Below are 24,043 nucleotides of genomic sequence, written 5' to 3'. Positions count from 1 at the left end.
TAATAACTTCATTCATATTCATACACGCATTCTATTGTATATTCGTTAGTTTTGCGAAATAATAAAGGATAGAAGTATGTTCCAATATACATATAAACTTATTTACCGCTTTAATATGAATAGGAGGAAAACATAATGACATTACAAGAACAAATTATGAAAGCATTACATGTTCAACCTGTAATTGATCCGAAAGTAGAAATTCGTAAACGAATTGATTTCTTAAAGGATTATGTAAGAAAAACAGGTGCTAAAGGATTTGTACTTGGAATTAGCGGCGGACAAGACTCTACACTTGCAGGACGTTTAGCGCAGCTTGCAGTCGAAGAAGTTCGTAATGAAGGTGGTAACGCAACATTTATCTCCGTACGTCTTCCGTACAAAGTACAAAAAGATGAAGATGATGCACAATTAGCATTACAATTTATTCAAGCTGATCAATCTGTTGCTTTTGATATCGCTTCAACTGTTGATTCCTTCTCAAATCAATATGAAAACTTATTAGGTGAATCATTAACAGATTTCAATAAAGGAAACGTAAAAGCACGTATTCGCATGGTTACACAATATGCAATCGGCGGACAACAAGGATTACTTGTTATCGGAACTGATCACGCGGCTGAAGCTGTAACAGGATTCTTTACAAAATTCGGAGATGGCGGTGCAGATTTATTACCATTAACAGGTTTAACGAAGCGCCAAGGACGTGCTTTATTACAAGAGTTAGGTGCAGACGAGCGACTTTACTTAAAAATGCCAACAGCTGATTTATTAGATGAAAAACCAGGTCAAGCTGATGAAACAGAATTAGGTATTACTTACGATCAATTAGATGACTATTTAGAAGGTAAATCCGTTCCAGCTGACGTTGCTGAAAAGATCGAGAAGCGTTACAAAGTGAGTGAACATAAAAGACAAGTCCCAGCATCTATGTTTGATGATTGGTGGAAGTAAATTATATAGAAAAAGAAGCTAAATGGAAATTAGCTTCTTTTTCTATATATTAACGAAATACCCCTACTCTTTTCTCTAATAAATCCTGCAAACAATCTTCATGTTGTTTATTAAACAATGGCGGCATTTTGTCTAACGGGAAAAACTTCAGATCTAATGTTTCATCACCGTCTATTTTTTTGTTCCCTCCAACGATTGAAAACCTAAAGAATATTACAATTGCCTGTGCCTGATCTCCATTCGGATATGTTTGAAAATATTTCGTATACACACCAATGAGCTCATCAATTTCCACATCATATCCTGTTTCTTCTTTAATTTCTCGGATCGCAGTTTCTGCAGCAGACTCCCCAATTTCCATTGCACCGCCCGGAAATCCCCAAGCATTAAAGTCTCCTCTTTTTTGCAGAAGCACTTCACCAAATTCATTAAATACACAACCACCTGCAAAATTCAAAATAACATAATCATGCCCTATTTTTTCACGTAATTCCTTTATATAATTCGCCATCTGCTTCTCCTTTTTATCCATCTTCCATCATTCTTTTTTATCTTTTTCAAGCAATTCAATAATCCGATCTAACTTCTGATTCATATTGATCACGTGTTGTTTTTTCATAGTGTTGTTTTGCAATAATCTTTTAATAAACAGAGTAAATGATACAAAAAACAAAACGATAAGCCCGATTACTAGACAAAAATATATCAATACATATATATTATTTTCGAACAAATTCATTCAGCTATCACATCCTCTATTTAGAATCAAACGCAAAAAGAGCACCTTTTAAAGATGCTCTTTTTCATTAATACGTAAATGTAATTGTCGCTAATGAATAACCTGTCATTGCACTATATGGCGCAACTTGATAAGATACACGCTTTGCACCTTTTGGCCAAGTTACTTCATTTAATACTTTCTTTATATCTTGCATCGTTCCATCCATTGACTGCTTATATCGTACTTCTACTTTTTCTGGCTTGGAAGCAAATTGTTGCTGTAATTTTTTCTTAAACTCATTGTAATTTTCCGCTCCATATTGTGCAGATAAATACTTTAAATTTGTTTCTTTTAACATTTGTTCATATACAGCAGTTTTTGAACTACCGGCTTTTATTTTGCTTGTTAATTCGTTGAAGTAACTTGTAGTTGCCGCTGGATATTTACTACGATCCCATTCATGGTCTTTGCTTAATTGGTCATCAGACATATTAAAATATGAATATGTTACGCGCCCAGCTTTATCTGGCACCGGATCATCGAATGTAGTATCAAGGTGGTACCACTTGTTATCAATGTTCACTAAATTCCATGCATGAGCTTGTCCATTCCCTGTACCTGTTACAATATGATTTTGAATACCTGCTTCTTTTAGTAATTGATATGTTAACAATGTATATCCTTGGCAAACGGCAGAACGATTCGCTAACGCTTCATACGCTGTATATGCTTGATAAGACGTATCATATGATACTTGTTTCACAACATAATCATGAATAGCTTTCACTTTTTCATGTTCATCCATGCCTTGTTTAATGATAGAATTTACAATTGCTTTCGCCTGAGACTTTACATACTGTGTTTGCTCTTTTGATTCACGATACTTCACTTGTAATGTAAATGTATAATTCCCAGGCATCCCTTTTATAGAATATTTAGTAGACGCTACATTATATTTTACATACTCATCAGCATCTACAATTTTATTATATTCTTTGTATAACTGGTCCATAACATCTCTAGCATTTCTATCTTTTGTTTTATATGCGATTGTAATATTTTCATCTCGATTATCAATATGTTTTTTTAATTCTTTTCGAAAATCATTTAATAATTTAGCATCTGATTGTGTAGTAACTACAGTCGATTTCGTAGCTGCGTAAGATACAGACGACGCGTGTAAGCCACCCATTACAATTGTTGAACAAAGCAGGGCAACTGTCACATACTTATTTGGCTTTCTCATCTTGTCACTCCTTACATTCTATAACTATACGAAAAAGTATCGTATAGTTTCAGAGTATACAATACTTTTCAAAATAGGTCATATGAGATTATGCATATTTAACATTGTAAAAAGGTTGTTCTTTTTACAAGAACAACCTTCTTCATTAACAAGTTTGTAATACACAGCATGTATTTTCAAACTGGCGATTTTTCAAGTCTTCATTTCCAATACAGAAATAAAGCATCCCTAAATCTCCCCACATCATATTACAATTTTTAGTATCTGAATCAATTTGGAATAAGAGCGTCATATGCTGTGGATCTATTCCCATATATTGTCCAGTCTCATACAATACCTCATCTTGTACAGAGAATGGTTCTCCAAACATTTGATGATTATCATAGTTGTCTGGGATTAGCTCTTCAAGTAATTGCAAGAAACGATCTGAATCCGCCTCATCTTCAATGAAAAGCTCAGGTAATTTATACGTCAGTTCAAATGAAATTGCACATTGATTAAATTCCCCCTGAACTTCATCTGCTCTACGTAATTGCTCTACAGGGATATCATAATAAAGCACACGTCCCGCTTCGTTTGGATTTACATCTTCTTCAAAGTAATTTTCAATACTAAAGAAATATAACATCCCTGTCTTAGGAAGATTGTGATCCATACCAACGTTTTGTAAATCACTTAAATTAAATTGTGCGATAAAACGTAACGGATTCTCTTTGTATGTTGGATATTCAAATGTATTTGGCAAATCAGGAACTCCGCCCATTTTTGAACTACCTTTTCCGATTGTCTCCTGCACCTTTGGCACAACTTTTATACAAGGAAATATAGTATTTACAAGCTCCTGTTTCAAATGTGTTAGTTCATATTTATCAATTAATACTTCAATTTTCTGTTCCATAAATTCTCCTTACATTTACATACTTATTTGTATCATAGCACAAAGATTATACTTCATTCATTGTAAATTCAACAAGCTCAAGAAAAAACGGGCTCTTCCCTCGTACGCGAACAAGTTTAAAAGAGCATAGTATACATTGTTCCTACAAACATGATATCTCATAATTTCTTACAGTATACTTTCCCTCGTTCATTTTCACTTTTAATATAAGGAGGAATTCCACATGGGTTACGGATATAGTTGCGGTGGTTACGGCGGTGGTTACGGTTACGGCGGTAGTTGCGGTGGTGGTTGCGGTTATGGAGGTTTCGCTTTATTAATCGTTTTATTTATCCTTCTAATCATCATTGGAGCTAGCTGTTGGGGCGGCTTTGTAGGCTGCTAGTAAACTTAAAAACTATTGTAAAAAAGCGCGTACAATACGTGCTTTTTTGCCATTTTCAAATTTTCCATCTGAAAGGAAGTATGTTTAATGAAGATTGATGGTGTTTTCGAGGGAGGCGGTGTACGCGGAATTGCTCATGTAGGGGCAATTTGCGCGTTAGCCGAAAAAGGTTATGAATGGGAACGTTTAGCTGGAACATCAGCCGGCGCTATTATTGCAGCGCTTTTAGCAGCAGGATACTCCTGTTCCGAATTAAAAACGATTGTAACAGACATTGATTATGAAAAATTCACTAAAAAAACTTTTCTTGATAGAATCCCCTTTATTGGTAAAGGATTAAGCGCTTGGTCTACTCTAGGTATTTATTCAAATGTATTTCTCGAAGAATGGCTAGAAGACCTGCTTAGAAAAAAAGGAATTCATTTGTTTACAGACTTACCCGATTTGAATAAACTCAAAATTATCGCTTCAGATATAAGCAATGGTAAAATGGTTATTTTTCCCGATGACTTGCCAAACTACGGATTTTTAAATTATCGCTTCTCTATCGCTAAAGCAGTAAGAATGAGTGGAACCATTCCTTTCTTCTTCGAACCAGTGAAATGGAGAACACCAAAATGGAAACAACCTTGTTATATGGTTGACGGCGGTATTTTAAGTAATTATCCAATTTGGATTTTCGATTCACCGACTTCTCCTCGCTGGCCTACCTTTGGATTTCATTTTGTAAAAGATGAGATTCAAGCTGATCCCGCCCACTATGAAGAACCTATTTCCATGTTCAAAGGACTATTTAAAACGATGATGCAAGCTCATGATTTACGTCATTTAGATAAAGAATCGAAGGCTAGAACTATTACAATTCCAACAGGAACCATTACAAGTACTAATTTTCAATTAACTAAAGAAGAGAAAGAATGGCTCTATAACTCTGGTTATAATGCCGCTAATAAGTTTTTACAATCTTGGAACTTCAGGCAATATGTTGATGAATATAGAGACGGAAATCAGGATCGAAAAACAAATCGGTATTTCCGTCAACTTGACTCATAATTATATTATTTTCCCTATCACACTTTAATAGTAAATAAGCCTAATAATATAGTACATTATTAGGCTTATTTACTTCTTATGTACTCTCCCATTATTTAAGGATAAGTTAACCCTTCTGCTTCTTCTGCGGTAATTACTATGTAACGATTTCCAGTTCTTAACCCTAATAATTCTGCTTTTTCAATTGCATCCTGTTTTGTTTCCGCATAAGCAGCTAAATATTTATCTCCATCAATCATTTGGCAAATCACATATTGTTTCATGGTTTTCTCCTTTTACCCTTTAATTAATTGCGCGATCTTTTTTATTCCAACTTCAATTTCTTCTATAGTTGCATAGGAATAAGAAAGACGTAAAAATTGGTTAGCACTTCTATCATACAAAGTGCCTGGGTTTAATAACACCTTTTCTTGCAAAGCTTTGTCAAATAAACTACGATTCGAAATTGGTAGATTTATATGTAGCCAAATGTAAAAGCTTCCTACTGGCTCATGCCAAGTTGCAATGCCACTACAATACTTTTCTAACATACTTATCATAAAATCTCTACGTTTTTTCAATTCACTTCTTACAAAATGTAAATGTTCATCATACAATCCATTTTCAAACCACTCCGCTGCAATTTGCTGGGATATAGAACTTGAACCATAATCAGTTTGCATTTTTATATCTGCTAATCTTTGAATAACGGATTCTGATCCAACAACCCATCCAATTCTTAAACCAGGACTAATGACTTTGGACATACTTCCAATATGTAGCACGATACCATTTTTATCATATGCCTTTAAAGGCTTTGAAACTGGTGCATCGAACCATAAATCTTGATATACCGCGTCCTCAATAATAGGCAATCCAATTTCATTACATATCTCCATCACTTCTTCCCTCTTCTTAGCGTTCATACTAAAATTGGTCGGATTATGAAAAGATGGGATTGTATATAAAATAGATGCGTTAAATTGTTTCTTATATTTTGTAATATATGAAGTATTTATACCATTCTCATTCATTGGTATTCCAATCAAGCGCATTCCTGCTGATTGAAATACATTAAGCGAATATAAATATGATGGTTTTTCTAATAAAATTGACGCTCCTTTCGGAAGAAGACCCATAGAAATAAGTTGCAGTGCTTGAATTGCCCCCGAAACAATTAAAATAGAGTCAGGAGATACATATACCCCATGCCCTTTTAAATATTCCGCAATTTTTTTTCTTAAATGGAGATTCCCTTTCGGTTCCTCATACCCAAGTGTAACATTTGATTGTAAAATTTTACTAATAATACCCTTCATCTTTTTCTCAGGCAAGAGACTCGGTGAAAGTTCACCTGTTCCTAATCGAATTACATTGGGAGTAAATTCAGCTTGATTAATCTCTTGTACAGCAGGAAGATTCGGATAATGAAGTCCTGTTTCTACATAAGACTGCCAGTTTGGAGGCGGGGCATATGTAGAAGTACTCTCACTATTATTTATAACAATTGTTCCCTTCCGGCCATTCCCCTCAATATACCCTTTTGCTACTAATTCATCGAAAGCCATTACAATTGTACTTCGATTCACTTCAAACGTATGCGCCAAACTTCTTTGTGAAGGTAATTTAGTTCCAACTGTCCATTCCCCATTAACAATTCTTTCTTTTATATAAGATTCTATTTGTTTATATAAAGGAATAGACGAAGACATATTAGGTTTCCAAACGAGCCTTTCCACTATATCACCTCACATACTTTATGGTTGGTAACCTATCCAACCATATGGATGGATACAAATTTTCATTTCTTCTATACAATATACACTATCATAACTAATCACATTAAGTAGGAGGTAATATGATGAGTGAAGCAATTATTCACGGTATCATCCTTGCATTTGGTCTTATCATTCCATTAGGTGTCCAAAATGTTTTCGTCTTTAATCAAGGCGCGAGTCAACCAAATATTTGGCGAGCTGCTCCTGTAGTCTTGACTGCATCTATATGTGATACATTATTAATATTAATTGCTGTACAAGGTGTATCCCTTGTACTCCTTACTTTTTCTTGGTTAACAACCACTCTGTATATGATTGGATTTTTCTTTCTTATGTATATGGGCTGGGTTATTTGGAGAAGCGATCCTTCAAATGATGTAAAGCAAGAAAAAAGCATGCCTTTAAAAAATCAAATTATTTTCACCGCATCGGTTTCATTACTAAATCCACACGCAATTTTAGATACAATTGGTGTAATCGGAACAAACTCTATACAGTACATAGGAAGTGAGAAATGGGCTTTCACTTTTGCAACAATTATAGTTTCTTGGATTTGGTTTATTAGTTTAGCTTTTGCTGGAAAATTTCTAAAAGGATTAGACTCGACAGGAAAAACGATTACAGTATTAAATAAATTTTCAGGGCTAATCATATGGGGAGTCGCATTTTATATGTTAAAACAAGTTATTTTTCCTAACTAATTAAAGAGAATTGCATGTTGTGTAATTAACATGCAATTCTCTTTCGGATTATGACGTTGGTTCCGGCTTCTGTTTTACCATCATTGTATCTTTTGCTGGTTTAATCCAAATAATTGCTATGACCGCACCAATAGCAGCGAAGATGCTTGTTAAATAAAATACTTCATGGTCCGCCCCTTTCATAAAAAAAGAATACAGGGGTGGTCCAGCTGCTACACCGATAAATCGCATTGAACTATAAAATGACGTAACTGTCCCCCTCTGCTCTTTTTCAATCCCTTGTGTAATAAGAGCATCTAGACACGGTAACGCCATACCAATTCCTCCCCCCATAATAACGAGACAAAGAAGTAGCAAATAGATTCCTTTTAGAAATAAAGGTAAGAAGACAGATGCAGCAGCCAGTAAAAATCCAATATAGATACACTTTTTCATAATATCTTGTTTATCTCCAATTTTTTTACCAGCCATATATGAGCTAAGTGATAGTACAAGTAAAGGAATAGCGAGTACACACCCTTTCCATATACCATGAATATCGTACTTCGACTCCAGTATAGTTGACAGATAAAAAAGTATTCCGAATAAAATAAGCATAATAATTGCACCTAGTATAAAAATGGCAATTAACCATCTTCCCTTTTCTCGAAACGTAGAGATAATAGATTGAATAAATTCTTTAAGTGGTGGGACTTCTTCTTCTTGTTTCTTCGCCTTTACTAGTACCAGTAATAAAACAATCGATATTACACATAAAACTGGAATCGCCCAAAATGGTAAGAACCATACAAGAGCTGCAAGAGCTGATCCTAATATAGGACTCAATACTTTTCCAAATGTATTTGACGTCTCAATGATTCCTAAACCTGCACTAACCTGTTTTTCATCTTTGTATAAATCACCTACACATGGTATGACAACTGGCATAGCACCCGCAGCACCTATCCCTTGAATTGCTCTTCCGATAAGAATCCAAACGTAAGGGTTATCAACTTTCCATGATACCCAGCCCGTTATCGCTCCTCCAATAGCTGCAATTAATAAACTTGGAACCATTACCATCTTTCGTCCCCATCTATCTGATAAATAACCAGCAATCGGTATAAGTATAATTGCAATGATAGAATAAATTGTAATAATCATGGATACCTGGAAAGATGAAATATGTAATTTCTTTTCAATGGTTGGCAGGATTGGAATAAGCATTGAATTACCTAACGTCATAACAAGTGGAACTGATGCAAGTGCAATTAAACAACAGTTTTCTTTTTTTAACATGTTGATTTCGGAACCTTTCATCATATATTTCTTACCATGTAATAGCCCTGCTGGAAATTATGTTTACATTCCACCAGGGCTATTTCATCTTTACTACTTTCCATTTACAACAAAAGAAATTGGGTAAAATATAGCATTACTCCTATTCTTTGAATCCTGTTCACAATATATCCATACCAATTAATTGAAAATAAAAAAGAAAGGAAGAATCCTTCCTTTCTCCTATAACCTTCTACATTTAGCGAGTATATCCGCCACCAAGCTGTTGTTCTGCCATCGCTACAAGGCGCTTTGTAATTTCACCGCCTACAGAACCGTTTGCACGTGAAGAAGTATCAGCCCCAAGCTGTACACCAAACTCTTGTGCAATTTCATATTTCATTTGATCTAGAGCTGCTTGTGCTCCATGTGATGCTAATTGATTAGCGTTACGATTTCTAGCCATTACCGATCACCTCCTTATATATATTAAATTGTACCAAATCCGAAATTAAATACATGGTAATTTTTGGTTATTTATTCCATAAAAAAAGAGTCTCTTAAACAAGACTCTTACATCATTTCATCTTATGAGGTTACTACTTCTAATTTTCTACTTGTTAATGCTCTCATTTCTTCTTTCAATATATCTTTCGCATTATGCCCAAACCATTCAAGCGAAGCAAAATGATTAGTATCTCTCACTTCCCGGATGATTTCATCATAATTTACTATACCTTCAAATAATGGGACCATTCCTATACGACTTCCAGCAGCGGCATATACATTATTTGGTTCAAACACGTGTAAATACTCCGCTGATGATATATTCTTAAAATGGTAATGTTGTATCCACGGCTTTAGTCGCTGGAAACTATCTATCGGGTCTGCACCAGACTCCCATATATGAAGAAAATCAAGGTTTATTTTTAAATATGGATGATTTACTTCTTCTAACAATTTCAAAGTAGACGGTAAAGTATCCGTTAACGTATTTGGATGTGTTTCTAATAGTATATACATATTGTGCTGAGCAAATAAATCACAAATCATGCGAATTCGCTTCACATACTCTTTTCTCTCTTGTTCCAAGAAATCCTCACTACCTTTTTGCCCAGCAAACGTACGAATTTTATTTGTATTAAACCAATTAGCTAGTGTTACCAACTGTTCACATTTTTCCATCGTTTTTTGAAAATCTGCTAATAATGATATGTCCAAGTAATCACTTATCATCGTAACTTCTAAATTTTTATCCTTTAAATAATCTATTTCTCGTTCTGTCGTTTCACGCTCTTGTATATATAAATTTTGTGCATGGGTCCCCCACAACTCAATTCCTTCAAAATCGTTTTCGTATGCAAATTGAACAATATCAGTAAATGAAATTAGTTGATGGCGAAATGAAATTGTACATAGCGAATATTTCATTGGTTTGAACTCCCTTATCTTATATTCAATGAACTTGTATTAGTTAAGACAGACTGACTTGTTATCATGTCTTTCCATGACAGAAACTGTTTCTCTAATTCATCCTTAATCTGCAGTTCAATTGTATTCATTTCATTAAGCTTCTCAACAATTGGGATTAACATATCTTTATCGTTTGTCATTACCATTTTGATTGCGCGGTACTGTACATTTGTAAATCCTTGTACAATGTCTTCCACTCGATCACACCAATAATCAAATTCTTGCTCCGAATATTGTAGAGTTTCACGGAAGTATGCAAAGGCATGTTCATAGCTATATTTACGTATTGCCAATACGGGTATTTGCTTTACTGCCGTTACGAGCCTGGAAAGTGAATACCCATCCTCTTCATTTACCATTTTTATTATTAAATTTTTTAATTCCATAGTTAGTTTGTTATCATTCTTTTTGAATGTTTCCATGAAATAACTTTCTACCATCTCTTGTGTTGGCTCCTGAATTCCTTCTATATCAATGAAATAACCTCCACCAAATGGGTTATCTTTAACAGAATGGAGCACTTTTTCTCTTTCCATATTCCCTTCCCAGCGAAAATCAGGATCAAGCATGAACCATTCATCTTCTTTCTCTGTCTTCGATATCATTAAGTAATGCGGAAACGGTTTTTGATGAAACTTATTTTCTCTCTCAGGCAATAAAGACATATCAACCATTACAATTACGTAACGATTTTCCGGCTTATTTTCTACTAATTCTAAAAATGTTTCTACATTGCTACTTTTATCTTTTGAATGATCGTACCATTCGTTCACTTTAATACCATACAATTTTTCATACCAGAGTAAGTAGTTATCATGGTTAATGTTTTCGGAATGATAAGAAATAACCCCGCCTTCTGTTATATCAAAATCTCCATCCCATAATCCGAAATAAAATGGACGGAAATCTATATCGCTACGCCTTTTTATAATTTCACAAAAACAACTCACTAAACAGTGAACTTTAATTGAAGTCATACTCTCATCCACTTTCCTAAAAGGTTAGTTATTCACATTTACTTCGTGTAACGGCTGCAACTCTTCCATAAATTCAAGCAAAGATCCTACAGTAAGAAACGCCTTTGGGTCTATCTCATCCTCTGGAACGCATAGCTTTAAATCCATTTCTATGTATACTATAAGCTGTAACATCATTACCGAATCTATATATAAATCTTGATTTAAACGCATCGTTTCTTCTAAATGCGTTACATTTTTCAGTTCCATTTTTTCTCTCATAATGCTTAAAACTGCTTCTTTTAACATTTCACGACTCATGTTGTTATCTCTCCCATCTCTAATAACTTACGACTTACTTTCCCTGTTTTATTTTTCGGAATCTCTGCTACATTTTCAATTTCATGCGGTACTTTATAAAATGGTAAATGCTGTATGCACCATTCTCTTATTTGTACTGGTTCAATACGAGAGACTACTTTCGCTTTTACAATTTCCCCCATCACAGGATGCTTGCCGCGGTATACAATCGCCTCCTGAATACCTTCTAATCGAAGCATCGTTTCTTCCACTTCTATAGGAAAGACCTTTAGACCGGACACATTAATAACATCATCTATTCGCCCCATGAAATGAAGGCCTTGCTCAGATTTATACCCTAAATCTTTCGTATAAATATCCTTTCCAGCAATTTTCACTACGATTTCTTCAGGTTCATCTTCATTTGAACCTATGTTAATACTTACATGAGAAAGTGGCTTCCCTAAGTCTAAATGTGTCTTCATATCATGACATATACTAATGCAACCAGCTTCAGAACAGCCGTACTGCTGCATCATATATTTCGTCATGCCTTTTAACTTATAAAATAACGGTTCTGGCAATGGTGATCCTGATGTCATAATTTTATGAAACTGAAAAGTCCCTTGTGGAAAACTCCCCATAATATGTAGCATAAGTGGTACTGTATATATGATATGTTTTTCGGTATTACGAACTATATTTAATGCGAATTTAGGGTTTTTATTAGTAATGATTATAGGCTTGCTACCTCTCGTAATTGCTGATAACGTGCCACAAATTAATCCGTATGAATGTGAAACTGGAGCCATTACAATTGGCACTTCGTCTTCTTCACATTTTAAAGCTTCATTGTAAGCAGCAATTTCCGTTTCAATTTCCGTCCATGCTCTACGAATTAGTTTTGGTTCTCCTGTTGTGCCTGAACTATATTGCAATAAAGACGGTTCTTCTTGTAATAGATTTGGAACTTCTAATTTTGTAAAGTCGTTACTTTCTCCGTATAAAAGTGCAGTACACTTTGCACGCTTTGCCATTTCAATAGCTGTATCCTTTGGTGTATCTTCATGAATAAGTAGCACAGATGCTCTTTTTTCTTTTAGGAAAAACACAAGCGTAATAATATCGAATGGATCTTTCAGACAAAGTGCAAATCTATTTCCTTCTGCTTCTTGAAATTGTTCCACTCCCTCGTAACCTTGTAATCTCAATTCAAAATCATTTTTGCTAAATTCTTGTTTATTAACGATTAGCATGATTTCCCCCTGTAACAACTGATTTTTGTATTGTAAGTTGCTTTGCTCTATACAACGGATTTGGAACTTCATGAACAAGTGATTCCACATCCATATATAAGCGCCGCTTCGTTAATTGCTCTGCATGAAATGTAGGTGCATATAATTGTAATGCTTCAAAACGTTCTTTCAAATGTGAAAATCTTTCAAAATGATCTTCTACTTCTTCAACAAGAATGATCCAAAATTGTTCCTCTTTCAACTGATACTCATCTGCCAACACGAAAGCCAGTTCACCTAGATTGAATAGGAAAAGCGCATCTAAAACCATTTCTTGCAAACATCCAATACGGTCCATTTCAAAGAAATCATTCATTTGACCATTCGCATATGTTTTATGCATTTTAGTAAAGTCAGGACATTTTTCGATTTCTTTCAAAAATGGACGATAAAACTCCAGTCCTTCATGAAAATCTTTTAGTGCAATACGGACTGGTATTCCTTCTTCATGAACTAAAATCATGTTTTGTCCATGTGATTCTAATGCGATTCCATGCTCTACAACGAGGTGTACAACTGGGATAATTGCCTTTCGAATAAGCAATTGTAGCCAGCTTTCTACTCCATATCTCTTTAACCACAAATCAATAATTGGTGTCCCATCTTTTCCCTTGGCATATAAACCGTTAAATGGGATTGCCTCTTCTTTCTTATTTAAATATTTGTGAACGCTTTCGCGCCAAATACATCCTAATGAGCCATATGTAGCTTTTTTATTCGCATCGTACGTAACACTCGAAAATTCATTTAACAAAATTAAACGCGATTCATCCCTTAAATACGGATCATGATCTACTATATCTTTTAACCAATTCGATATAGCAGGTGCACTCACAACCGAATGTGGTTTTAATGTACGGATAGTTGAAGTATTGAGTAAATTCATTGATAACTTTACATATGGTTTCGCTCGGTTCGTAACATTTCTTAATGTCCGCATCGACTGTTGCGCGCAATAATCATCTTCTGATTTCCCTAAATAAATAATATATTTATCCTGTATATGGTCAGTATAATTCGGAATAATGAAGTTCTCCCACTGCCAAGGATGAACAGGTATAAACATATACTTCTTCGAATCACAGTCCATTTTTCGAATACGATCCATATACTCTTCGATTTTCTTTTCACCAATTTCTTCTTTAAAGGTACAGTTATAACTCTCTTCACTTTCATATCCTACAGTCGTATATTTCTCATGAACTGCAATCCATATAATTTTCATTGGTTGCATAAATTCAAATCCATATTGAAAATTATCACGATATTGAAACCCGATGCGTGCTTTATAACTAGGATGATACGGGTGTCCATCTATTAAATGACTTTCAAGCTCATCATAAGATTTCGCAAGATAGTCTTCTTCACAACTTCTCTCATATTGTGCAATCGTATCTTTAAAGATTGTTTGTTCTAATTCTTGAATAAAAGAATCCAATGTCGTTCGATCAACTTGAACAATTCGAAAAATCTCCTGTAAAAATTGTGAAACTGATTGTATTTCTTCTTCCTCATCTTGAACTCTCATTATTAATGAGTCATGTAAACAAATACGCCCAAATGTCATACGTTCTTGTCCATAGCATTGGTACGTTACATTTTGATTCTTTTCATCAAGACCTTGTATAATAAAAAGTATTTGCTCTCCCTTTTGTATACGAATCGGCGTAATGATTTCTTCATAAATTAACGATTCTACTAATTGCCGGAATACTCTTCTTCTTACTGAAATGTACTCTTTTGATTGGAGTGCCTTCAATATTTTTATGTGATAAACTTCTTCTTTCATAAATCCCTCCGCTATAATACGGAATATTGAATTCCATTATTTGTATTACGTGAAATTTTAGCACTACTTATGAACGAACAGCCACTTCTCTAACGAGTGGATTATCTACTTGTACATAAATTGCTTGCTCTAAAGGATTTGTCAGTTCATCAACATCGAAAAATCTCGTTAGCAAGTTTGCTTTGCATGCCAACTTATCCTCTTCCAACAATTCTCTTAAAAATGTAGAAGGCTCACGGTTATATGGAAGGAATGATTCAAGTACAGACCTTAATTCAGAGAGAAGAATTTCCTCCTTAATTAATCCTGCTGTACCAAAACCGTTAATAAGTCCAAACATATGATTAAAAATTAAATAGTAACGAAACCTTTCATCTACAATATAATCGTCATATAAATTTCCAGTACGTTCGCCAATACCGGCTAGTTCATTATCTAGCACTGACTTCATTGAATTGCAGAAATAAAAACCTTGATTATCACGGAAGTAAAACTTAACTGGATAACCATCTTTCAATTGAACAACACTATTTTGTTGATGCGCTTCTAATGCAACGCCATAACGTAAATACATCCATACCATCGGCTTTAAAGAGATATTCATATATCGTTTAAACCAATCTAAACTTACTTCTTCACAGCTTCTACCTTCTAAATCTGCTAAGCGGTGGATAATATTCGCTAAACGAGTTCTTTCACCTGGAATTGCATCTTGTACTAATCCAGCGATAAGCGTTGCATCATTTTCATTTTCACTATAAAAAGGATTCTCCCGAATAATTACTTCAAATCCGGACTCTTGCATACCATAATTTATTGTAATGAAGGCGGGATCACATATAAAATCAAACCCCGGAAACTTTTCTAACACTTCACCAATTTTAGTATTTAACATTTCCTTCCCTTCAGGACCACTCTCAAGTTCCTTCAATTTATTAATACGCATTGAATTCGTCACCTTTACAGGGAATGAAAATTTAAGCATGTACTTGGAATGAGGATGATATAACGTCCTAAGTGATGATGTCGCCATATAACACTTACCTACTGGACCGATATATTCAAGATCGCCTTGATTCATCCAATTTTGCACATAAGATTGATGTAATAGCCATTCTGCTTGTAGTGGATGGATTGGAATTAATGAATATTCATCTTCTTGACAGTACTTTTCAATAAATTCTTGACCTACCTTTTCATCGTTCTTTAATTCCTTTTTTATCATCGCCGTTGTAGAATCTTGTAACAATGATTTTTCACTTACTATACTTTTATGTGCCCGAAAATAGTGAAGTTGGCACTCCCCTTTTAATTCAGGAGAATACATTGAACTTTTCCAATCCAATATACCTTGTCTACTCTTTGGTGTAGGATGAGTTAAATGTCCAAATAATAAAGATTGCTCCGCCTCTATAAAAGTCGTATGGAAACCATATAATTCAGCTATATCCTGCTCCCTTCCTTGTATAAACTTCTCAATATTTTGACAACTACGAATAACTCGAAGCATAAGTTCATCAGGATTCGTACCTTCTCCATAGTTAATAGACATTTCCTTTATTAAAAACATAATAACCGTAATATAATCTGCTTTAATAACATTTTTATTTTCGCCAATTTGGTAATAAAATTGTTCTCCAAATAGATGACGGTCCGTTGATGATTTATATATAACTTCCCCATACAAAGTAACGTTTTGTGCCGATAAAGGGCAGCATAAATAAGTGGGGATAGTATCTCTTTGAAATGAATGGCAGAAAATATCCTCTATCCTTTTATCCTCCGTAATCCATTCTCCACTTCCTGTTTCTCTTAAATAACAATTTAAAAAGCTTTGTATTGTTGCATGTTCCGCGATTTGTTTCGCATGCTGCATACTGCTCCTCCTCTTTTAGACGAACACTATCATTTTTTTATAAAACTTCTGACAGTTGAATTTTATTATCAACTATAATTCTAATTGATAATGATAATCATTTCAAGATATATTTCAGAATTTTTTTATCTAACTAAACTTTTCATCTTTTCAAAACGTTTAATCCATCAACAAAAAATACACCAATATAATAATTGATGTATTTTTTCATTCTTGTAAATTAAGTTTACATAATAATATTATCTTCTTCTAAATTGATAGTGATTTGTATAAACAATCCATATCTCGCCAAGCATATGCTATTTCTTCTACATTTAGTCTTTCTAAAAGTTTCGTGTCAATTTTTTCCGGATTATATTTTTCATAAAACTTTTTAGAAGGATTATTAGAAACTACCCAAACTAAAAGAGATTCCATATTATTATTTATACATTCTGACAGTAAAGCTTGAAATAATCTTTTCCCTACTTTCAAACCTTGATAATCTTGTAAAATGTAAATCGCATATAATTCCATATCACAATTATATGTACCCATTCTTTCAGTTCCACCATCGATAAATCCAATAATTTCTCCAGTTAACATCTCTGCTATAAATCTATATTGTAGATTGTCTTCTTTTTGAAAAATGTTTTCCCATTGCTTTTTTCTTTGTTCGAATGTTACATTTTCTAAAATTTCGTTAGCGAATATCCCTTTATATGTGGTTTTCCAGCTCTCCACATGCACTTTTACTATACCTGCAATATCATCTTTCGTTGCCCTTCGAATATGTATCTCCATCATTTGCATCCCCTTTTGTAAATGATTATAGCAAAATGTTTTTTCCCATATAAAAAAAGAGTGAATTTTCATCACCCTTTCCACTCTTTTTTTATCTACTTTCAACTTCAACAGATACAACATGATCGATTTCTTTTAAAGAACTATATAATTCAGTTGTATATAAATCTTCTGGAGCTAAAATGACCATTTCCAATTGCTGAGATGCCCCATTATCAATATCTTTAATTTTCACTCGTTTCACTTGCATATTTAAATTTTTAATTTGCTTAAAAATCCCGTCTAACTCTCGATGTTTGTTTACGGTAATTTTTATCGACAAGTCCTTTTGTCTCAATGAATACGGTCCTGCGATTTTCACAAGTTGAGGAAGTACATTAATCGCTAATATAATTAAAATCATGGCAACCGTCGCTTGTATATAAAACCCTGCACCAATCGCAATACCTAGTGCTGAAGCGGCCCATACCATAGAAGCTGTCGTTAATCCTGAAATAACGTCATTATTTCTTCGTAAAATTACCCCTGCTCCAAGAAAACCGATACCACTTACAATTTGAGCAGCGAGACGCATTGGATCCATGTTTGTATGACCCGGTACAGAATAAACATTCACTGATTCAATTGAAACCATTGTAATTAAACAACTCGCTACGGAAATAACCATACTTGTTTTCACACCAAGCGGTTTATTCTTTAGCTGCCTATCTATTCCGATGAATAATCCTAAAAAGAGTGCTAAACCTAATTTGAATAAAAATTCATATGACATAATTCATTCTCCTTACTTTACAATGTTTCCCTTCGAATATTTCACTATAACTCTTTTATGATATCAATTCCAGTCTTTTCTATTCATTTAAAGTAAAAAACCGAAAAAACATTTTTGACAATGTTTCCCCGGCTTTTTATTATAATTAAGATCTTTCTTTATTTTTGTTCTTTAATTTTAATTTGTGCATCTTTATAAAATGCTAATTTATTATCATTATACTCTTTTGTATAATTGTTAAATTGTTCTTTCGCCTTTTGCGCTTCCACATTTAACTCATTAACAGTTTTAACTTTTTCACCAATTTCTTTTAACTTCGTTTCTTTTACTTTTAATTTTTCATACAGCTCTTTTTCATTCGCTAACGCCTTCGTGTAATCCTCATTCATTTTTTGGAATGCAGCATAACGGTTTTTATACGACTCTTCTACTGCTTTAGCTTGTTTTTGTAATTTCTTATCTTCAAGCTTCTCTATATTGCTTTGAACTGATTTCGTCTCCTTCTGAGCTTTCTCTAACAGTTCTTTCTCGTTTTTCAATACTTTCTCACGCTCATTTACATTTGCAGTAGCTTCCTCTATCTTCTTCGTGACTGCTTCATTATGTTCTTTACCTTCTTGTAAAATTTGAGAATATAGTTCTTGCCCTTGCTTTTCTAATTGCTCTAACTTTTTCGTATCATCAGCTAACGATTTTTCTTGTGTCGCTGCTGTTTCAAAAGCCGTATATAAATTTTCTTCTGGTTTTTCACCGAAACAACCTGATAATAATCCTACTGATAATGCTCCAACTACTGCTACTTTTCCATACTTCAACTTCAATTCCTCCAATTACATACGGTTATCGTGCCAGAAATTCACTGGGAAGTGATTCTCTTCATGGTATGCCTCAAATTCATAACCTTTTTCTTTTAGACCCTTTAAAATTGCTGGCACAGCAGCAACTGATTGCGGGTGAATGTCATGCATTAAAATGACTTCTTGCGGTTTTGTTGCACCAGCTAATACATTTTGAGCGATTTGCGCTGCCGCTGCATCAACTGGCACTTTATTGTATTTCCAGTCTAAAGAGTCAATTGTCCAGTCCCACACTTTTAAACCATCCTCAACTACTTTATTTCGGAGACCTTCATTTAAACCAGGCATCGATCCGTATGGAGGACGTGTTAATTTAGGGGCTTTCCCAATAATATTTGCGATTAAGCCTTGATCTTCTTTCATTTCATTAACATACTCGCCATTTTTATATAACTTCGCAAAATTGTGTGTCATACTATGCATTCCAACATAATGTCCTTCTGCATTTTCACGTTTTACTAAATCAGGAAACTGTTTCACATTCGCACCAATTAAAAAGAATGTCGCCTTCGCATCATGCTGTTTTAACATATTCAATAATTCAGCCGTATATTTTCCTGGCCCATCATCAAATGTAAGGTAAGCAACTTTTCTTTCCTGTCCATTAAAACGACTTGGTGCCGTTTTATTCATTTCAACTTTCGGTTGTTCACTTGCAAGCTGTATTACATTTTCTTGTTTCGCAACAGCTTTTGCTGGTGAAGTAATAGATTGAAACATGAAATACCCAATAGCTACTGCTGCAATCGCTATTAAAACGACTACTACTCGTTTAATATTAAAAGCTTTTTCCATTCTATCGATTCCCTCTCCCTATTAATCTTATATATAAATCACCCAATATAATTATACATCTATTTATTCTTATTACACTATATAAACTTTATATAAATTATAGTGGGAGTTTTATCAAAATTGTTGTTCCTGCCTCAACAAACTCTTTATTCTTTTCATACCAATTCTTGATTGCACTATGTACAACTTTCAAGAAGATTTGTTTTAACCTGTTTGATCTTCCATCAATTCAATTCGCTTTCAATTTGTAATGAGATGAATCTATTTTCTCTACTTTAGGAGTTAATTACCAATTATTCTCCTCTAGTATATCGTACAATTACACCTTTTGTTTATATAAATTTAAATGATTTGAATGTAGACTTGAAAAACCTAGTAGCTTTTCTACTAAAAAAACAAATAAAGCAATCCATTTCCATAAAAAAAGATTGGCTGAGGCCAACCTTTTTTTATACTTATTCATTTCGAGTTGGTTTTGGTGTAACACCTAAATGCTCATTTAACTTATTCGAAATATCTTTCACATTTTTTTCGTTTGGAATGTAATAATAAATACCACCAATACGTTTATCCGTTCCTTCTATTTGCATTTTTTCCATTTGCAGGTCAGATCCAGCCATATTTTTCGTAATAGCAAGCATATCATCAAACGTTAAGTTTGTTTTCATGTTGTTATCCACTGCATTAAGTAAAGAGCCCATTTTGCTAATTGATTGAACAGACATAGCTTTTTTCGCAATTGCTTCAATTACAAGTTGTTGTCTTTGACCACGCATTGCGTCACTGTCAATTTTACGCGTTCTCGCAAGTGCAAGGGCTTGTTCACCATTTAAATGTTGGTAACCTTTTTCTAAATGGATCATACCTGCTTGGTCTTTACTATCTTGTTCAGTGAAAGCAACCGGTACATCAATATCAATACCACCAATTGAATCTACAATTTGTACAAATGACTCAAAGTTAAACTTCACATAATAATCAACTGGAACATTTAAAAATCGTTCCACTGTATCTCGTGTACTTTCAACACCACCAAATACGTGTGCGTGTGTAATTTTATCTAATTTTTTTCTAGATGGAATATAAACACGTGAATCACGTGGAATACTTACTAATTTAACTGACTTATCATCTTTATTAATTGTCGCTAATAAAAGTGCATCTGTCCGAACTGCTTCGCCGTATTGGCTTTTTCTCATTTCACTTCCATCTACACCCATGATTAATATTGAAATGTTATCCTTTAAAGGTTCAACTTCTTTATCACGCTTTGATGACTTATCAATTTTTGCATACGCATCACTTACAACAGCTTTTGCTTTGTTATATATAAACGATCCATATCCTACTCCTCCAAAAATAAGTAGGAAAAATGGAATTAAAATGAACCATTTTAATGACTTTCTTTTAGAACGTTTTTTATTACTTCTCGTGTTTTGTTCTAATTCAGAGCTCATACCCATTCGCCTCTCTTTCTCTTTCCCTAGTATAATGTAAGTCTATTAATCTTCATATTGAATTTCCTTTCAATTACCTTACAATTTTGTAAGGTTACTTCATGAATCCAACATGTATTCCATTTCACATTATACTCTTGTGCTTATTTTTGGCAAGTCACTATTTATCAACTTAAAAAACCCAACACTTCGGAACATTCAGATTTACAGAATTATCATTCTGTTATTTGAGGTAGTAAGATTTTCACCTCACAATTTAGTAGGAATAAAGAGTCAAGTTTGTGCCGTAAAATTTTGATTGGTGATGACTAATAATCAGTGAGAGATAAATCCCCCACTGATTAAAGTTTCACTTTATTATTTCTCATTTGGTGTGTATATTATTTGCTTCCCATTATTATTAATTAAAGCTGACTTTGCTTTTATTTTCGTTTGTTCTATTTCCACATCATCATTAGAGAAATTCACAATGATTTTAATGTTTTTTCCATATGAAGCAGATTGTACTAACTTATCTTCTGACAAATATGCAAAGTTCGTCATTTCTTCTTTTACTGCCTTTTCATGAACTTCATTCCAAAATTTCAGATGCTCTGTAATTTCTTTTTTATGCTTATTCCACTCTACTTCATCTAAATGGTACAAAGGAGGAACATTATACAATAACTCATACAACATACGATTTCCTACCTCATCTTTTACTTTCAAACTTCCCCATTCCCAGTGATGCGTTGTAATAACGGAATCATTGTATACTAATTTATATAACGGTACCGAATATACCGGATTTAAATATACTTGTTTATATTCTTCTTTCAACGGTACTTGTTTTGCATATTTTTCAGGAACATTTTGATTTGGTGACCAATACCCACCGACATAATACGGGCTTGTTTTATTTTTCCTCATATCTTCATCGTCCCACTTAATAACTGGTGTTTCAATGCCATGAGCAAATGCAATCGTACTATTCGCAAAATCATTTCCGCCCTCTGAGCCAACTACCATACCTTTTTCTTGTGCAATATAATCCATTCGTTTTAATCGTGCTTTTAAATCTTGTTCTTGTGTCGTTACATGTTTTGTTGAATAATCATCATAAATTTCGCCCGTCGCGTCACAATCAATAAACCATGAATTATATTTAGGGCCATTTTGTAATATATCGTTCATTCGTTCTTTTACACTAGGAAGTGATAATGTCGGATTTAATTTTCGGCCTCTCCCTAAAAACCCTTGCACTTTCTCTCCATTTTTCTTCGTTACAGTACCCTCTTCATATAACGTTGGATCATTAAAGGACGCTGTGTTCCAATTTTTATCACCTTTTTCATGAATGGAATGATAAGAATCATACGGACCAACTAAATATCCCATTTTCTTAGCTTCTGTAACGAAATTAGGTTGCATATATCCTTGTTCCCAGTTCGGTAGACCAATCCACGCCTTTTCTATCCCGGCCTCTTTCATTTCCTTTAGTATATCCGTTCCATCTGCATTACCCCATTTACTTACTTCTTCAACCGCATCACCGAGTACTGACTTTAGTAAATGTTTATTTAAGCTATACAGCTCTGTCTTCGATAAGTGATCTACACCTTTCTTTAATAACACACTAGCTTCCTGATCAACTTTCGGGAAAATATCCTCTTTATACAATTCCTTCATTGATAATGCTTCGTTTACATAACGCAAAATAACATTTTTTTGATACTTATCAATGAAATCTTGTTTACTTACTTGTTCAAATACATTCAGTTCCCCAGGCTCTGAACTATTCTTTTGAATAAGCTCTTTTATATGGCTAAACAGCGGACTATTTATTTGCTCCCTTAGCTTTGGCCAAATTACATTACTTTCTGATAAACCATTTTGATTCCAAAAATAAAAATGACCTGCACCGTAAAGTTTTTCAATTTCTTTATTTTTTCTTGCCTTTTCTTGTAATGTTTTAAATTCACCTTTTTCAATAATATTGTCCTTGTATAGTTTTGCGATACTTACTGCATCATTATTTGTCACATATAATTGAAAGCCATATGTTTTATTTTTATTTATACTCGGGAATTCATGTGTAAAATCAAACCCTATTTTCGGATCTGAATGAAATTTCAATTCATTATTAAACATATTATTCGCAATATATACGATCGAATATTTAGAACCATTTAATGCAAAAAACTTCATAGAAAATGATTCAGCAAATGAATATGCATCATCCTTTAAAAACTTCTTCCAATTCTCATCATTACTTGGAATTTGCTTACCTTCCCATAACGGAAGTGTATAATTTTCAGCTTGTACTTTCGGCCATGTAAAACTTTCTGCACCAGTCGATTCCACTTCAATATTTAAGTGCTCTTTTTTCTTTTCTAAGTTTACTTTTACTTTTTGATCTGGATATTCCCACGATGTGCGATCCTTGTCTTTTTTTAAATTCGACACCTTCATTTTCGGTAACGGTTGTGATGCCTGTTCCTTTACACCATCATGTTCTACAGTTAACGTGAAAGTCTCTGGATTTACATCGTAAGTAAAATCTTTATACGTCGCTTTCTTTATTTTAGACTCTTGTAAAGCATTATTACCTTTTACATCACACCCGACTAAAGTCGAAAATGACATAGTAGTAAGAAGACATATTGCTATCATTTTTTTCATCTTCTGCACCTCCACCACTGAATATACAGGTGCTTTGTTACAGGAATGTGGCAAAAA

General features: G+C 33.8%; 24 protein-coding genes. 4 read left to right on the top strand and 20 right to left on the bottom strand.

Going from position 1 to position 24,043, the window contains the following annotated elements:
- Positions 1-135 precede the first annotated feature (135 nt).
- Positions 136-954, top strand: a complete 819-nt coding sequence (gene nadE / locus MHB76_RS09605) for an ammonia-dependent NAD(+) synthetase (protein ID WP_002158229.1) — start codon at positions 136-138, stop codon at positions 952-954.
- 49 nt (positions 955-1,003) lie between these two features.
- Here the strand turns inward: nadE and MHB76_RS09600 are convergent, their stop codons facing one another.
- The 4 genes from MHB76_RS09600 to MHB76_RS09585 all read right to left on the bottom strand — a co-directional run bounded on the left by MHB76_RS09600 (position 1,004) and on the right by MHB76_RS09585 (position 3,819).
- Positions 1,004-1,465 carry an NUDIX hydrolase gene (locus tag MHB76_RS09600; protein ID WP_002158230.1) on the bottom strand — a complete coding sequence of 154 codons (462 nt, stop codon included), beginning with the start codon at positions 1,463-1,465 and terminating at the stop codon, positions 1,004-1,006.
- Between the two features lie 27 nt (positions 1,466-1,492).
- Positions 1,493-1,693: a DUF4083 domain-containing protein gene (locus MHB76_RS09595; protein WP_340986312.1), complete on the bottom strand. Its 201-nt coding sequence runs from the start codon at positions 1,691-1,693 to the stop codon at positions 1,493-1,495.
- A gap of 67 nt (positions 1,694-1,760) precedes the next feature.
- Complete coding sequence (locus MHB76_RS09590) at positions 1,761-2,921, bottom strand: transglutaminase domain-containing protein (protein WP_340986311.1); 1,161 nt, start codon at positions 2,919-2,921, stop codon at positions 1,761-1,763.
- 145 nt (positions 2,922-3,066) lie between these two features.
- Positions 3,067-3,819, bottom strand: a complete 753-nt coding sequence (locus MHB76_RS09585; protein ID WP_002158233.1) for a YwqG family protein — start codon at positions 3,817-3,819, stop codon at positions 3,067-3,069.
- A gap of 223 nt (positions 3,820-4,042) precedes the next feature.
- On the opposite strand from MHB76_RS09585, the gene MHB76_RS09580 reads away from it, so the two are divergent.
- On the top strand, positions 4,043-4,204 hold the full coding sequence (locus MHB76_RS09580; RefSeq protein ID WP_002012392.1) for a YjcZ family sporulation protein: 162 nt from the start codon (positions 4,043-4,045) through the stop codon (positions 4,202-4,204).
- Between the two features lie 87 nt (positions 4,205-4,291).
- Positions 4,292-5,257, top strand: coding sequence for a patatin-like phospholipase family protein (locus MHB76_RS09575; RefSeq protein ID WP_078181412.1), 966 nt, complete (start codon positions 4,292-4,294; stop codon positions 5,255-5,257).
- 95 nt (positions 5,258-5,352) lie between these two features.
- Here MHB76_RS09575 and MHB76_RS09570 read toward each other — a convergent pair whose 3' ends face one another.
- The gene (locus MHB76_RS09570; protein ID WP_000816387.1) at positions 5,353-5,520 is read right to left on the bottom strand and encodes a DUF3933 family protein; all 168 of its coding nucleotides are present in this window, start codon (positions 5,518-5,520) and stop codon (positions 5,353-5,355) included.
- A 12-nt stretch (positions 5,521-5,532) separates the two neighbouring features.
- The gene (locus MHB76_RS09565; protein ID WP_340986308.1) at positions 5,533-6,975 is read right to left on the bottom strand and encodes an aminotransferase-like domain-containing protein; all 1,443 of its coding nucleotides are present in this window, start codon (positions 6,973-6,975) and stop codon (positions 5,533-5,535) included.
- A gap of 122 nt (positions 6,976-7,097) precedes the next feature.
- Between MHB76_RS09565 and MHB76_RS09560 the strand changes: the two genes are divergently transcribed.
- Entirely contained in the window at positions 7,098-7,715 is a 618-nt protein-coding gene (locus MHB76_RS09560; RefSeq protein ID WP_340988155.1) for a LysE/ArgO family amino acid transporter, read from the top strand.
- Between the two features lie 48 nt (positions 7,716-7,763).
- Here MHB76_RS09560 and MHB76_RS09555 read toward each other — a convergent pair whose 3' ends face one another.
- The 14 genes from MHB76_RS09555 to MHB76_RS09490 form a co-directional block, all read right to left on the bottom strand.
- The gene (locus MHB76_RS09555; protein ID WP_340988153.1) at positions 7,764-9,014 is read right to left on the bottom strand and encodes an MFS transporter; all 1,251 of its coding nucleotides are present in this window, start codon (positions 9,012-9,014) and stop codon (positions 7,764-7,766) included.
- Between the two features lie 217 nt (positions 9,015-9,231).
- The gene (locus MHB76_RS09550; RefSeq protein WP_000113539.1) at positions 9,232-9,438 is read right to left on the bottom strand and encodes an alpha/beta-type small acid-soluble spore protein; all 207 of its coding nucleotides are present in this window, start codon (positions 9,436-9,438) and stop codon (positions 9,232-9,234) included.
- A gap of 122 nt (positions 9,439-9,560) precedes the next feature.
- Positions 9,561-10,403, bottom strand: coding sequence for a sugar phosphate isomerase/epimerase family protein (locus MHB76_RS09545; RefSeq protein WP_002158239.1), 843 nt, complete (start codon positions 10,401-10,403; stop codon positions 9,561-9,563).
- Positions 10,404-10,417: 14 nt separating this feature from the next.
- On the bottom strand, positions 10,418-11,422 hold the full coding sequence (locus MHB76_RS09540) for a DUF6005 family protein (protein WP_002158240.1): 1,005 nt from the start codon (positions 11,420-11,422) through the stop codon (positions 10,418-10,420).
- Between the two features lie 24 nt (positions 11,423-11,446).
- Positions 11,447-11,722 carry a petrobactin biosynthesis protein AsbD gene (gene asbD, locus MHB76_RS09535; protein WP_340986305.1) on the bottom strand — a complete coding sequence of 92 codons (276 nt, stop codon included), beginning with the start codon at positions 11,720-11,722 and terminating at the stop codon, positions 11,447-11,449.
- Positions 11,719-12,957 (bottom strand): AMP-binding protein, encoded by a 1,239-nt coding sequence (locus MHB76_RS09530; RefSeq protein ID WP_078181408.1) that lies wholly within the window; start codon positions 12,955-12,957, stop codon positions 11,719-11,721. The genes asbD and MHB76_RS09530 overlap by 4 nt, the downstream gene beginning before the upstream one ends.
- Positions 12,944-14,785: an IucA/IucC family protein gene (locus tag MHB76_RS09525; protein ID WP_340986304.1), complete on the bottom strand. Its 1,842-nt coding sequence runs from the start codon at positions 14,783-14,785 to the stop codon at positions 12,944-12,946. The genes MHB76_RS09530 and MHB76_RS09525 overlap by 14 nt, the downstream gene beginning before the upstream one ends.
- A 67-nt stretch (positions 14,786-14,852) precedes the next feature.
- Positions 14,853-16,661: an IucA/IucC family protein gene (locus MHB76_RS09520; protein ID WP_340986302.1), complete on the bottom strand. Its 1,809-nt coding sequence runs from the start codon at positions 16,659-16,661 to the stop codon at positions 14,853-14,855.
- 249 nt (positions 16,662-16,910) lie between these two features.
- Positions 16,911-17,447, bottom strand: coding sequence for a GNAT family N-acetyltransferase (locus MHB76_RS09515; RefSeq protein ID WP_033714695.1), 537 nt, complete (start codon positions 17,445-17,447; stop codon positions 16,911-16,913).
- Positions 17,448-17,535: 88 nt separating this feature from the next.
- Positions 17,536-18,216, bottom strand: coding sequence for an MgtC/SapB family protein (locus tag MHB76_RS09510; protein ID WP_002158246.1), 681 nt, complete (start codon positions 18,214-18,216; stop codon positions 17,536-17,538).
- Between the two features lie 158 nt (positions 18,217-18,374).
- Positions 18,375-19,031, bottom strand: a complete 657-nt coding sequence (locus tag MHB76_RS09505) for a YkyA family protein (protein WP_088078367.1) — start codon at positions 19,029-19,031, stop codon at positions 18,375-18,377.
- Between the two features lie 15 nt (positions 19,032-19,046).
- Positions 19,047-19,868 (bottom strand): peptidoglycan-N-acetylglucosamine deacetylase, encoded by an 822-nt coding sequence (locus MHB76_RS09500; RefSeq protein ID WP_002158249.1) that lies wholly within the window; start codon positions 19,866-19,868, stop codon positions 19,047-19,049.
- A 455-nt stretch (positions 19,869-20,323) separates the two neighbouring features.
- The gene (locus tag MHB76_RS09495) at positions 20,324-21,325 is read right to left on the bottom strand and encodes an LCP family protein (protein WP_340986299.1); all 1,002 of its coding nucleotides are present in this window, start codon (positions 21,323-21,325) and stop codon (positions 20,324-20,326) included.
- Positions 21,326-21,682: 357 nt separating this feature from the next.
- Positions 21,683-23,986 carry a glycoside hydrolase gene (locus MHB76_RS09490; protein WP_340986297.1) on the bottom strand — a complete coding sequence of 768 codons (2,304 nt, stop codon included), beginning with the start codon at positions 23,984-23,986 and terminating at the stop codon, positions 21,683-21,685.
- Positions 23,987-24,043: the final 57 nt, after the last annotated feature.

The sequence above is a fragment of the Bacillus sp. FSL M7-1345 genome (genome assembly GCF_038006985.1).
In the GTDB taxonomy this organism is placed as follows: Bacteria; Bacillota; Bacilli; order Bacillales; family Bacillaceae_G; genus Bacillus_A; species Bacillus_A cereus_U.
This window is presented reverse-complemented; position numbering and strand designations above follow the sequence as displayed.